This is a genomic window from Nocardioides marmotae, assembly GCF_013177455.1.
Taxonomy (GTDB): Bacteria; Actinomycetota; Actinomycetes; order Propionibacteriales; family Nocardioidaceae; genus Nocardioides; species Nocardioides marmotae.
Genome location: NZ_CP053660.1, coordinates 1,736,363 through 1,748,884 on the forward strand (window position 1 = coordinate 1,736,363; position 12,522 = coordinate 1,748,884).

Genomic DNA, 12,522 nt, shown 5'->3' on the forward strand with positions numbered 1-12,522 from the left:
CATTCCCGCCGCACATGATTCGGCGGCGGGTGGGTCGGCGGCGGGTGGTTCAGCGGCGGGTGGGGGAGTGGAACCGCGGGTCCTCGACGTGGGAGGCGGGCGGACGGGACGGCCCGGAGCCGTCGTGACGGGTGCGGCGGACGGTCTCGACGGCGAGCGCGGTCGCGACCAGCAGGAGCAGGATCAGTCCGGTCATGGCAGAAACTCTGCTCTCGTCGCGATCCCGCCACGAGTGGCAGGGATGACATGGCCCGTTGATTTCCTGCCACATCGCGCGCAGACTCGTCGGGTGCGCAACGTGGTGGTCCTCGTCCAGGACGGTGCCGAGCCCTTCGGGCTGGGGTCGATGTGCGAGGTGTGGGCAGAGCCGTACCACCCCGAGGACGACAACCCGGTCTTCGACTTCAAGGTCGCCGCCCCCCGACCCGGGCGGGTCCGTGGCGCGTCCGGCTTCGACCTGCACGTCGAGCACGGCCTCGACGTGGTGGAGCAGGCCGACCTGGTGTGCGTGTGCCCCAAGCGTGACCACCTCGCGCCGTCACCGGAGGTCGCTGCGGCCGTCGCCGCGGCGTACGAGCGCGGCGCGACGGTCTTCGCCCACTGCACCGCCGCCTTCGTCCTGGGCGAGGCCGGCCTGCTCGACGGCCGCCGGTGCACCACGCACTGGCGCCACGTCGCCGAGCTGGTCGAGCGGTTCCCGGCCGCCGAGGTCGACCCGGACGTGCTGTACGTCCACGACGGGCGGGTGGTGACCGGCGCGGGGTCGGCGGCCGGGCTGGACGCGGCGCTGCACCTGCTGCGCGAGGAGTTCGGGGCGGCGACGGCGGCCTCGGCCGCGCGGCGGATGGTCGTCCCGCCGCACCGCGACGGCGGCCAGGCGCAGTTCATCGCCCACGCCGTGCCCGACTGCGACGCCGAGACGCTCGGCCCGCTGCTGAGCTGGATCCTGGAGAACCTCGCCGCCGACCTCGACGTCGAGTCCCTGGCCCGGCGCGCGCTGATGTCGCCGCGGACCTTCGCCCGGCGCTTCCGCGCCGAGACGGGCGCGACCCCGCACGCCTGGGTGACCCGGCAGCGGGTGCTGCGCGCCGAGCACCTGCTCGAGCGCACCGACCGGCCGGTGGAGTGGATCGCCGGCGAGGTCGGCTTCGCCAACGCGGCCACGCTGCGCCACCACTTCGCGCGCGTGCGGGGCGTCAGCCCCCAGGCCTACCGGCGCCAGTTCGCCTGCTGAGGGCGCCCCTCACCGGGGCAGCCGGGCGCGCAGCACCTTCCCGGTCAGGGTGCGGGGGAGCTCCTCGAGGAAGGACCAGGTCTTCGGCCGCTTCGGCGGCGCCAGCCGCTCGCGGACGTACGTCGCCAGGTCGGCCTCGGCCGCGGTCCCGACCACCGCGGCGCACACCCGCTGGCCCCACTGCTCGTCGGGCACGCCGTACACCGCGACGTCCTCGACCCCCGGGTGCTCGCGCAGGGTCTGCTCCACCTCGAGCGGGTAGACGTTGACCCCGCCGCTGATCACCAGGTCCTCCCGGCGACCGTCGAGGAAGAGGTAGCCGTCGTCGTCGAGGCGGCCGAGGTCGCCGACGGTGAACTCCGTGCCCTGCCAGGCGGCCGCGGTCTTCTCGGGTGCGCCGTAGTAGGTGAACCGGGCGAAGTCGGGCACGGCGCACCAGATCGTGCCGTCCTCGGCGACGCGCAGCCGCCGGCCGGGGCGGGCCCGCCCGACGGTGCCGGGCCGCTCGAGCCACTCCTCGCTGCGGCAGGCGGTGAACTGACCCTCGGTCGAGCCGTAGAACTCCCATGTCGACCCCGCGGGGAACGCCTCGACCAGGCGCCGCTTGACCGCATCGGGGCAGGGCGCGCCCGCGTGGGCGACGAGCCGGAAGCAGGAGAGGTCCGGCCACCCCTCGGCGTCCCAGTGCGCGAAGAGCCGCTGGAGGTGGGTCGGCACGCAGAACATCGTGGTGGGCCGCTCGGCCACGATCGCCGCGGTGACCCGGGCGGGATCGAACGGGCCTGGCACGACCACCCGGCCGCCGGCCAGCGCCGTGCCCATCGCGAAGCGCAGGGGCGCTGAGTGGTAGAGCGGGCTGAGCACCAGGTTCACGTCGTCGGCGGCGAAGCCCCACAGGTCGCGCTCCTCCGCGACGAGCGCCCGGGCGTCGTCCTCGCCGAGCAGGCCGCTGAAGACCCCCTTCGGGGTGCCGGTGGTGCCGCTGGTGACGTGCATCGGCCGGCCCCGCGGCAGCCTGCGACGGCAGCCCGGGTCGACCAGGGCCGCCAGCGTCGCCTCGTCCTCGACGACCAGCGTGGGGTCGAGCCCGGCGAGGACGCGATCGCGCTCGTGGGGCGTCAGGCGCGGGTCGAGCGGGATGGGGAAGACCCCGCGGGCGAGCAGCGAGAGCACCGCGTCGAGGTACGTCGTCGAGCCGGGCACCAGGAGGGCGACCCGGTCGCCGGTCGCGAGCTGGGGGCGGGCCGGGGAGGTCACCGCGGCAGCGTAGTGAGCGGCGGGTGACCTGGGTCCACCGACCGCCGCGGGGTGCTCGGCCGGTTCGGGAGCGCCCGGCCCGGTGACGTACGTTGGCGCCCATGCGCGTGGGACTCACCGGCGGCATCGCGTCGGGCAAGAGCACGGTGTCGGCGATCCTCAGCGAGCTCGGCGCCGTCGTCATCGACGGCGACGCCCTGGCCCGCGAGGTGGTCGAGCGGGGGACGCCCGGCCTCCAGCGGGTCGTGGAGGCCTTCGGGTCCGGGATCCTCACCGCGGAGGGCGACCTGGACCGCCCCGCGCTCGGCGCGATCGTCTTCGCCGACGAGGCCCGCCGCAAGGAGCTCGAGTCGATCGTGCACCCGCTGGTCTTCGAGCGGATCGTCGAGCTCGAGGGCTCCGCCGACCCCGACGCCCTCGTCGTCCACGACATCCCGCTGCTCGCCGAGTCCGGCCGCGCGCCGACCTTCGACGCCGTCCTGGTCGTCGACGTGCCGGTCGAGACGCAGGTGCAGCGGATGCTCGAGCTGCGCGGCATGACCCGCGAGGACGCCGAGGCCCGGGTGCGGGCCCAGGCGACCCGCGAGCAGCGGCTGGCGATCGCCACCCACGTCATCGACAACACCGGCACCCTGGAGGACCTGCGCCGCCGCGTGCTGGAGGTCCACGCCGAGCTCGTCGGGGGAGCCGCGTGAGGCGCGCCCTGCCCGCCCTCGGCCTGGCCGCCGTGCTCACCCTCGGCGCCTGCTCGGGCGCGGGCGACGGCGCGCAGCAGGGCTCGGCCGGCGCCGGGTCCGGCGCCTCCTCCTCCGCGACCGCGTCGAGCGCGCCCGCCGACCCCGACGCGCCCACCGGCTGGGGCCCCACGGAGGGCGAGCTGGCGCAGGCCCGCGCACTGGTCGCGGACTGGGACGCCGCCCGGCTGGCCGGGCAGGTCATCGTCGGCCGCTTCCAGGGCCACGACGCCCAGGAGGCCGCCGCGATGGTGCGCGACCTGCACCTCTCCGGCCTGTGCGTGACCTCCGGCAACGTCGTCGACGCCGAGCAGGTCCGCGCGCTCAACGCCGCGGTCTCCGAGGCGGTCGCCGCCGACGGCCGCACCTTCCCCGCGATCCTCGGCGTGGACCAGGAGGGCGGGTCGGTCAGCCACCTGCGCGGGATCGCCACGGAGTTCCCCTCCTTCGCCCACGCAGGCCCCGCGGTCGAGCAGGGCCCGGCCGGCCGCGAGGTCGTACGCCGTGCGGCCGAGACCACCGGGCTGGAGCTGCGCGACCTCGGGTTCACCTGGGTCTTCGCGCCCGTGGCCGACGTGACCGTCGGCGCGGCCGACCCGACGATCGGCACCCGCTCGCCCTCGACCGACCCCGCGCTCGCCTCCGCCGCGGTCCAGGAGGCCGTCGCCGGCTTCAACGCGGCCGGGATCGTCTCGACGACCAAGCACTTCCCCGGCCACGGGTCGGTGACCGCGGACAGCCACGAGTCGCTGCCGGTGCTGGGGCGCACCGCCGAGGAGCTGGCGACGACCGACCTGCCGCCGTTCGAGGCGGCCGTCGAGGCGCAGGCGCCGGCGGTGATGATCGGCCACCTCGACGTCGAGGCGATCGACCCGGGCGTGCCGTCGAGCCTCTCCGCGCCGGTCTATGACTTCCTGCGCGAGGACGTCGGGTTCGCCGGCGTCACGATCACCGACTCCCTCGGCATGGGCGCCGTCATGGGCCGCGAGAAGCCGGCCGTCACCGCGCTCAACGCCGGCGCCGACCTGCTGCTCATGCCGCCCGACACCCGCCACACCCACGCGGTCGTCACCGAGGCGATCGAGACCGGCGAGGTCACCCGCGAGCGGGCCGAGGAGGCCGCCGCCATGGTCGTCGCGCTCCAGCTGTGGCAGCAGCGGGTCGCGGACGAGGTCGAGGTGCCTGGAGATGTCGTCGAGCTCGCGGGAGAGGCCTCCCGCGAGCTCGACGCGATGTACTGAGGTGGACTAGACGGAGGAGCGGTCGCCGTCAGGCGGCCAGGTCCGGGTCGGCGATCCGGCGCAGCTTCTGCAGCGCCTCCCGCTCGAGCTGGCGGACCCGCTCGGCGGAGATCCCGTGCTTGGCGCCGATGTCGGCCAGCTTGTGCTGGCGGCCGTCGGTGAGCCCGTAGCGGGAGCGGATGATGTCGGCGGCCCGGTCGTCGAGGTGACCGACCAGGCTGTTGAGCCGGTCGCGGGACTCGGTGTCCAGCACCGTCAGGTCCGGCCCCGGGGCGGTCTCCTGGGCCATCAGGTCGCCCAGCGAGGTGTCGCCGTCGTCGTCGACGGGGGAGTCGAGGCTGACGTGCTCGCGGCCCCACGACATCAGGTCCAGCACGCGGTCGACGTCCATGCCGAGCTCCGTGGCGATCTCGTGCGGCTCGGGGTCGCGGCCCAGCTGGCGCTCCAGGGTGCGGCGCGCGCCGCCGACCTGGTTGAGCTCCTCGACCACGTGGACGGGGAGTCGGACGACCCGGGCCTGCTGGGCGATGCCACGGGTGATCGCCTGGCGCACCCACCAGGTGGCGTAGGTGGAGAACTTGTAGCCCTTGGTGTAGTCGAACTTCTCGACCGCGCGGATCAGGCCGGTGTTGCCCTCCTGGATCAGGTCGAGCATCGGCATCTGCGCGCGGCCGTACTTGCGGGCGATCGAGACGACGAGACGGAGGTTGGCGGTGATGAACTGGTCGACGGCCTTGCGGCCCTCCTCCGCGAGCCACTCCAGCTCCTCGCGGGAGGCCGTCATCGGGGCCCCGCCCTTGCGGCGCCCCACGCGGCCCTCGGCGAGCAGGTGCTCGGCGTACAGGCCGGCCTCGATGGTCTTGGAGAGCTCGACCTCGGCGGCGGCGTCCAGCAAGGCGTTGCGGGCGATCTCGTCCAGGTAGAGACCGACGCTGTCGCGCCCCTCGATCTCACGTGCCCCGGACTGTGCGGTGCGTGTCGCCATGTGATGCCTCCCTCACTGTGAGGGCCTGCCGGGCACCTCACGCCGTCTACAACGCACCCGGTGTCCCGGCGATTCCCGGGGCAAACCTGAGTGCTCTCACCGAGGAGGACGAGTGAGAAACGCCTGGAGTTGCAGGGGTTTCCTACTCTTAGGCACTTCTCAGGACACGCTCTCCTCGCGAGGTGTTCGACGCCGCGGCCCGGACGGATGCCCGGGCCGCGAAGAGGCACGGGTCAGCGGTCGGCCAGGCCCATCCGGTCGAGCATCCAGGCAAGGCTGAAGGCCCGGTCGTGCCAGGCCTTGTAGCGCCCGGAGACGCCGCCGTGGCCGGCCGACATCTCGGTGCGCAGCAGCACGTCGGCCTCCGGCTCGGCCGCGCGGATCCGGGCCACCCACTTGGCCGGCTCGACGTAGAGCACGCGGGTGTCGTGGAGGGAGGTCTCGGCCAGGATCGGCGGGTAGCCGCGGGCCGCGACGTTGTCGTACGGCGCGTAGGAGGCCATGTAGGCGTAGACCTCCGGGTCGGCCTCGGGGTTGCCCCACTCGTCGTACTCGGTGACGGTCAGCGGGAGCGTCGCGTCGAGCATCGTGGTCAGCGCGTCGACGAACGGGACGCCCGCGACGATCCCGGCGAACATCTCCGGCGCCTGGTTGGCGACCGCGCCCATGAGCAGCCCGCCGGCGCTCCCGCCCTCGGCGACCAGCGTCTCCGGGGTCGTCCAGCCGCGGTCGACGAGGTGGCGGGCGCAGGCGACGAAGTCGGAGAAGGTGTTCTGCTTGCGCATCAGCTTGCCGTCGTCGTACCAGCGCCGGCCCATCTCGCCGCCGCCGCGCACGTGGGCGATGGCGAAGGCCGCACCCCGGTCGAGCAGGGAGAGCCGCGCGATGGAGAAGTAGGGGTCGATCGAGGCCTCGTAGGCGCCGTAGCCGTAGAGGAGGGTCGGGACCGGCGCGGTGCCCATCGTGGCGTCCTCGCGGGCGTCGCGGCGGCAGACGATGGAGATCGGGATCCGCTCGCCGTCCTCCGCGGTGGCCCAGAGCCGGTGCTCCTGGTAGTCGGCGGGGTCGTAGCCGCCGAGCACCGGCGCCTGCTTGAGCAGGGTCAGCTCGCGGGTGCGCACGTCGTAGTCGTAGACCGAGGACGGCACCACCATCGTGGTCCAGCCGATCCGGACGGTGGGCTGGTGGAAGCCGGGGTTGCCGCCGGAGCCGACGGTGTAGAGCGGCCTGTCGAACTCCACGAGGTAGTCCTCGCCCGGGCCGTCCTCGCCGAGCTCGATGATCCGCAGCTGGGTCAGGCCGTTGCTGCGCTGGTGGACCACGAGGTGGCCGGCGAAGGCGTCGACGTCCTCGAGGCGGACGGCGGGGTCGTGCGGCACCAGCGGGACGAGGTCGGCGATCGGGGTCGGGGCGACCGGGGCGAGGCCGATCTCGAAGTCCGGCCCGGCCGCGTTGTGCAGCACCAGGAAGCGGTCCTCGCCGGCGATGACGGCATGGTCGAGGGTGTACTCGACGCCCTCGACCCGCTCGGCGAAGACCTGGAGGCCGAGCTCGGGGTGGTCGGCGTCGAGGTAGCGGTACTCCGAGGTGACCTTGGAGCCGGCGGCCACGACGATGAACCGGTCCGAGCGGGTGCGGCCCACGCCGACCCAGAACCGGCCGTCGGTCTCGTGGTGGACGAGCTCGTCGTCGGCCTGGGTGGTGCCGAGCCGGTGGCGCCAGATCTTGTCGGCGCGCCAGGAGTCGTCGATGGTCGTGTAGTAGAGGTGCTCCCCGGCGCGGTCCCAGGTGGCGCCGCCGATCACGCCGGTGATCTCGTCGGGCAGCAGCTCGCCGGTGGTGAGGTCCTTGACCCGGACGGTGTAGCGCTCGTCGCCCACGGTGTCGGTGGAGTAGGCCAGCAGGTTCCCGTCGGGGCTGACCGCCGACCCGCCCAGGGAGAAGAACTCGTGCCCCTCGGCCAGCTCGTCGAGGTCGAGCAGCACCTGCTCGCCGGGCAGCGCCGGCTCGTCGGGGGCGCAGTCCTCCGCGGGCGTCGGCGGGGTCCAGTCGTCGGGGTCGGTCACCGGGACGCGGCAGGTGGCGCCGTACTCCTTGCCGGCGAAGGTGCGCCCGTAGTACCAGTGCCCGCGGTTGCGGGTCGGGACCGACAGGTCGGTCTCGCGGGTGCGCGCCTTGATCTCCTCGAAGATCGTGGCGCGCAGGTCGGCGAGGTGCGCGGTGCGCTCCTGGGTGTAGGCGTTCTCGGCCTCGAGGTGCGCGAGGACCTCGGGGGAGTCCTTGTCGCGCAGCCACTCGTAGTCGTCGACGCGGGTGAGCCCGTGGATCTCTCGGCTGGTCGGGCGGCGGGCGGCGACGGGTGGGACGACGGGGGGGTGCATGCCGGCAACGCTAGCGTCGGGCCCGTGGACACCCGACCCGCCGTCGACCTCAACGCCGACCTGGGTGAGGAGGTCACCGACGACACCGCCCTGCTGGCCATCGTGACCAGCGCGAACGTCGCCTGCGGCTACCACGCCGGCAACGCCGCGATCATGCGCGCGGTGTGCGCCGAGGCGGCCGAGCGCGGGGTCGTCGTGGGCGCGCAGGTCTCCTACGACGACCGGGAGGGCTTCGGCCGGGTCGCCCGCGACGTACCGGCCGCGGTGCTGCGCGAGCAGGTCGCCGACCAGGTGGGCACGCTGGCGTCGATCGCCGCCGCGGCCGGGACCTCGGTGCGCTACGTCAAGCCGCACGGGGCGCTCTACCACCGGGTGATCGACGACGCCGAGCAGGCGGCGGCGGTGCTCGCCGGCTCCGGCGACCTGCCCGTGCTCGGCATGCCGGGCCGCTTCCTCGACCTCGCGCTGACCGCGGGCCGGGAGGTGTGGCACGAGGGCTTCCCGGACCGGGCGTACGCCGCGGACGGGCGGCTCGTGGCGCGCGGCGAGCCCGGGGCGGTCCTCGAGGACGCCGGGGCGATCGCCTCCGCGGCGCTGCGGCTCGCGCCCGGCGTGGACTCGCTGTGCCTGCACGGCGACACCCCCGGCGCGGTCGCCCACGCGAGCGCCGTCCGCTCCGCGCTGGTCGGCGCGGGGTGGGAGCTGCGCGGGCTGGGCCGGGCGTGAGCGTGCGCGCCCGGCCGTTCGGGCCGTCCGCGGTGCTGGTCGAGGTCGACGGGCCCGCGGAGGCGCTCGCGCTGGCGGCCTGGGTCCGCACGGAGGGGCTGCCCGTCGTCGAGGTGGTGCCCGCGGCCGCGACCGTGCTGCTCGACGGCACCGACCCCGCGGTCGTGCTGGACGCCCTCGCCGGGTGGACCCCCGAGGCCGCGGCGCCGGCGGGCGGGCTGGTCGAGGTGCCGGTCGTCTACGACGGCGAGGACCTCGCCTACGTCGCCGAGCGCTGGGGCGTGGACATCGACGAGGCGGTCGAGCGGCACGCAGCGACCGCGTTCGTCTCCGCCTTCTGCGGGTTCGCGCCCGGCTTCGCCTACCTCACGGGGCTGCCCGACGAGCTCGCCGTGCCGCGGCTGGACTCCCCGCGGCCGCGGGTCCCGGCCGGGTCGGTCGCGCTGGCCGGCACCTGGTGCGGTGTCTACCCGACCGCCTCGCCGGGCGGCTGGCGGATCCTCGGGCGCACCGACGTCGCGCTCTGGGACCCCGACCGGCCGACGCCGGCCCTGCTCGCGCCGGGCACCCGCGTGCGGTTCGTGCGCGCATGAGCCTGCGGGTCCTGGCCGCCGGCCACCTCACCACCGTGCAGGACCGGGGGCGCCCCGGCCACGCGCACCTCGGCGTGCCCCGCGCCGGCGCCCTCGACGGGCCCGCCGCCGCGCTCGCGAACCGGCTCGTCGGCAACCCCGCGGATGCCGCCGTGCTCGAGGTGACCCTCGGCGGGCTGGTCGTCCGCGCCGAGGTCGGCCGCTGGGTCGCGGTGACCGGCGCCGAGGGGCCGGTGCACGTCGACGGAGCGCCCCGCGGGCACGCCCGCGCCGAGTGGCTGCCCGCCGGCTCCGCCCTCTCGATCGGTACGCCGCGGCGCGGGGTCCGCTCCTACGTCGCCGTCGGCGGGGGTCTCGCGGTCGAGCCGGTGCTCGGGTCCCGCTCGACCGACACGCTCGGCTGGACCGGCCCGCCCCGGGTGGTGGACGGCGCGGTGCTCCCCGTCGGCGAGCCCGGGGGCGGGCCGGCGCCCCACGAGACGCCCCGGCCGCCCGCGGCCGGTCCGCTGCGCGTGCACCCCGGCCCGCGGGCCGACTGGTTCGCCGGCGACCCGCTCGCCCGGTTGTGCGCCGCGGCGTACACGGTGCAGGCGGCGTCGAACCGGGTCGGCCTCCGGCTCGACGGCCCGCCGCTGGAGCGCTCGCGGGCGGGGGAGCTGGCGAGCGAGGGGATGGTCCTCGGCGCGGTGCAGGTGCCGCCCGACGGGCGGCCGGTGGTCTTCCTCGCTGACCACCCGGTCACCGGCGGCTACCCGGTCGTCGCGGTCGTCGACCCCGCGGACCTGTGGCGGTGCGCGCAGCTGCGCCCGGGCGAGGAGGTCCGGTTCATTCCGGCGTAGGTGGCTCGACGAGCGGCTCCTCGGGGTCCTCGGGGTCCTCGGGGTCCTCACCGGGGAGCGGCGGCGGCACCCACGCGCTGAGCGCGGGGTCGTCCTCGGCGAAGGAGCGCACCGGACCGGCGGGGCTCTCCGCGGTCTCGAACCGGACCGTCACCACGCCCCGGCCCGATCCCCACACCCAGCCGCGGCCGTGGTCGGTGTGCACCACGTCCATGCCGGGCGCCCAGGTGCGGCGGGAGTGGTGGGGGATCTCGATCGCGGGCAGCTCCTCCTCGGCCTCGGCCTCGCCGAAGAGGTCCTCCTGGACCCAGTCGGCCAGCCCGGAGACGCCGACGCCGAGCAGCCGGACGCCGCCGGAGGTGTCGAGGTCGGCCAGGAGGGTGCGGGCGAGCCGGGCCACGGTGGCGGAGCTGTCGGTGGGGGAGGCGAGCGTGGTGGACCGGCTCAGGGTGGTGAAGTCGTGCAGCCGCACCTTGATCGTCACGGTGCGTCCCGAGAGCCCGTGCTTGCGCAGCCGCCCCGCGACCTCGCCGGCCTGCCGGGTGAGCAGGGCCTCCATCAGCCGCCGGTCGGTGAGGTCGGTGTCGTAGGTGCCCTCGACGCTGACCGACTTCGCCTCGCGCTCGGCCACCACCGGCCGGTCGTCGAGGGCGCGGGCGAGGTGGAACAGGCCCGATCCGTGGGCCTTGCCGACCAGGCGGACGAGCTCGTCGAGGTCGACCGACTCCAGCTCGGCCACCGTGTGGATCCCCGCCCGGCGCAGCCGCTCGACCGTCGCGGGGCCGACGCCGGGGATGACGCTGACGTGCATCGGCCGCAGCAGTTCCTGCTCGGTCCCGGGTGGGACGACCACGAGCCCGTCGGGCTTGTCGAGGTCGCTGGCGACCTTGGCGATGAACTTGCTCGTGCCCACGCCGACCGACGCCGTGAGCCCGCGGGTCGCCTCGGTCACCCGCCCGCGGAGCTCCTCGGCGAACGCGGTCACCGTCGGCACCTCCAGGTCGGGCAGGTCGGCCCGCTCGAGGTCGACGAACGCCTCGTCCAGCGACAGCGGCTCGACCAGCGGGGAGACCGAGCGCAGCAGCGACATGACCGCGTGCGAGGCGTCGCGGTAGGCGTGGAAGCGGCCGCTGAGGAACGCCGCGTGCGGGCACCGCGAGCGCGCCTCGCGGGTCGACATGGCCGAGCGGACGCCGTACACCCGGGCCTCGTAGGAGGCCGTCGAGACCACGCCCCGGCCGCCGACCCCGCCGACGACGACCGGCTTGCCGCGCAGGGAGGGCTTGTCGCGCTGCTCGACGGCGGCGAAGAAGGCGTCGAGGTCGAGGTGGAGGACCGAGGCGTGTGCGCGCACGTCAGCGCCCCGTCCGCCCGGTCATGGCCCGGAACCTACCCGCGGCCCACCTCGCGTCCACAGCCGCCGGCCGCCGCGGGTCCTCCACAGCGACGCCCGTCGCACCCCGGCTCGGCGGGTGCCCGCGGGGAGCGTCGGGGCATGACCACATCCCTCCCGGCCACCGGCCGTTCCCGGTACACCGCCCGCACCCCCGAGGACCTCCTCGCCGCCGTGCCCGTCGTCCTCGGCTTCCGCCCGCAGGAGTCGGTCGTGCTGCTGACCTTCGGCGCCGACCACCCCTTCCACGCCCGCGTCGACCTGCCCCTGACCCAGGCCGACGCCGACGCCACCGCCCAGACCCTGCTCGAGCCGTCGCTGCGCCACGGCGTGCGCGTCGTCGCGGTCGTCGTCCTCACCGGGAACGAGCGGGCCGGCGCCCGGGCCGCCCGCGCCACGATCCGGGCCTTCACCCGGGCCGGCATCGACGTCGTCGAGGCGATCCGGGCCCACGAGGGGCGGTGGTACGTCGCCTGCGGGCCCCGCGGCGCGGTGCCGGCCCACGGCGTCCCCTACGACGTCTCGGCGCATCCGTTCACCGCCCAGGCCGTGCTGGAGGGCCGGGTCACCCTCGGCTCGCGCGAGGAGCTGGCCGACTCCCTGGCGCCCCGGCCCGAGGCGGTGGACGCCGTCCTGGAGGCGGTGGTCGCGCTGCCGGGCGGTGAGTCGTCGGTGGCCGTCGAGAGCGGGTGGGCCACTGCCCTGGTCGGCCGCCACGTCGCCGACGGCACGAGCCCGACCGACGCCGAGGTGGCGCGGCTGGTGGTGGCGATGCTCGACGTCGCGGTGCGCGACGCGGTGTGGGGGCTGATGGGGCGCGCCGACGCCGACCGGCACGCCCGGTTCTGGACCGACGTCGTCCGGCGCACGCCCGATGCGTTCCTGGCCGACCCCGCGGCCGTGCTCGCCTTCGCCGCCTGGCTCTGCGGGCATGGCGCCCTGGCCTGGTGCGCCGTCGACCGCTGCCAGGACGTCGCCCCCGGCCACCGGCTCGCGGGCTACATCGCCCACGTGCTCACCCAGGCGATCCCGCCGTCGGTCTGGGAGCCGGGCGCCGGTCGTGCGGATGACGGGGGCGCCGGGCGCGGGGCCGGCTGAGGCCCCGGCTCGGGTCCGGCTGGGGGAGTGATCGATGTGGG

12 protein-coding genes are annotated in these 12,522 nt (G+C 75.5%); 7 read left to right on the top strand and 5 right to left on the bottom strand.

The features are described from left to right. Positions 1–49: 49 nt before the first annotated feature. Complete coding sequence (locus HPC71_RS08385) at positions 50–196, bottom strand: hypothetical protein (RefSeq protein WP_154615113.1); 147 nt, start codon at positions 194–196, stop codon at positions 50–52. Between the two features lie 93 nt (positions 197–289). Here HPC71_RS08385 and HPC71_RS08390 point away from each other — a divergent pair, with 93 nt between their 5' ends. Next, on the top strand, positions 290–1,234 hold the full coding sequence (locus tag HPC71_RS08390) for a GlxA family transcriptional regulator (protein WP_253943954.1): 945 nt from the start codon (positions 290–292) through the stop codon (positions 1,232–1,234). Between the two features lie 9 nt (positions 1,235–1,243). On the opposite strand, the gene HPC71_RS08395 is transcribed toward HPC71_RS08390, so the two are convergent. Next, the gene (locus HPC71_RS08395; protein ID WP_171896549.1) at positions 1,244–2,491 is read right to left on the bottom strand and encodes a class I adenylate-forming enzyme family protein; all 1,248 of its coding nucleotides are present in this window, start codon (positions 2,489–2,491) and stop codon (positions 1,244–1,246) included. Between the two features lie 101 nt (positions 2,492–2,592). On the opposite strand from HPC71_RS08395, the gene coaE reads away from it, so the two are divergent. Further along, on the top strand, positions 2,593–3,186 hold the full coding sequence (gene coaE, locus HPC71_RS08400) for a dephospho-CoA kinase (RefSeq protein ID WP_154615115.1): 594 nt from the start codon (positions 2,593–2,595) through the stop codon (positions 3,184–3,186). After that, positions 3,183–4,466 (top strand): glycoside hydrolase family 3 N-terminal domain-containing protein, encoded by a 1,284-nt coding sequence (locus tag HPC71_RS08405; protein WP_171896551.1) that lies wholly within the window; start codon positions 3,183–3,185, stop codon positions 4,464–4,466. Before coaE ends, HPC71_RS08405 begins: the two co-directional genes overlap by 4 nt. Before the next feature lie 28 nt (positions 4,467–4,494). Here HPC71_RS08405 and HPC71_RS08410 read toward each other — a convergent pair whose 3' ends face one another. Further along, complete coding sequence (locus tag HPC71_RS08410; protein WP_154611922.1) at positions 4,495–5,451, bottom strand: sigma-70 family RNA polymerase sigma factor; 957 nt, start codon at positions 5,449–5,451, stop codon at positions 4,495–4,497. Between the two features lie 233 nt (positions 5,452–5,684). Beyond that, on the bottom strand, positions 5,685–7,832 hold the full coding sequence (locus tag HPC71_RS08415; RefSeq protein ID WP_154615172.1) for a S9 family peptidase: 2,148 nt from the start codon (positions 7,830–7,832) through the stop codon (positions 5,685–5,687). Between the two features lie 24 nt (positions 7,833–7,856). On the opposite strand from HPC71_RS08415, the gene HPC71_RS08420 reads away from it, so the two are divergent. Genes HPC71_RS08420 through HPC71_RS08430 form a run of 3 tightly spaced genes read left to right on the top strand, consistent with a single transcriptional unit; the run spans position 7,857 to position 9,990 of the window. Further along, positions 7,857–8,558 (top strand): 5-oxoprolinase subunit PxpA, encoded by a 702-nt coding sequence (locus HPC71_RS08420; protein ID WP_171896552.1) that lies wholly within the window; start codon positions 7,857–7,859, stop codon positions 8,556–8,558. Continuing rightward, positions 8,555–9,151: a 5-oxoprolinase subunit B family protein gene (locus HPC71_RS08425; protein ID WP_216656574.1), complete on the top strand. Its 597-nt coding sequence runs from the start codon at positions 8,555–8,557 to the stop codon at positions 9,149–9,151. The genes HPC71_RS08420 and HPC71_RS08425 overlap by 4 nt, the downstream gene beginning before the upstream one ends. After that, entirely contained in the window at positions 9,148–9,990 is an 843-nt protein-coding gene (locus HPC71_RS08430; RefSeq protein WP_154611919.1) for a 5-oxoprolinase subunit C family protein, read from the top strand. Before HPC71_RS08425 ends, HPC71_RS08430 begins: the two co-directional genes overlap by 4 nt. Here the strand turns inward: HPC71_RS08430 and HPC71_RS08435 are convergent. Beyond that, on the bottom strand, positions 9,977–11,344 hold the full coding sequence (locus tag HPC71_RS08435) for a DNA polymerase IV (protein ID WP_171896554.1): 1,368 nt from the start codon (positions 11,342–11,344) through the stop codon (positions 9,977–9,979). The genes HPC71_RS08430 and HPC71_RS08435 overlap by 14 nt on opposite strands. A 141-nt stretch (positions 11,345–11,485) precedes the next feature. On the opposite strand from HPC71_RS08435, the gene HPC71_RS08440 reads away from it, so the two are divergent. Further along, positions 11,486–12,481, top strand: coding sequence for a DUF4192 domain-containing protein (locus tag HPC71_RS08440; protein WP_154615173.1), 996 nt, complete (start codon positions 11,486–11,488; stop codon positions 12,479–12,481). Positions 12,482–12,522 lie beyond the last annotated feature (41 nt).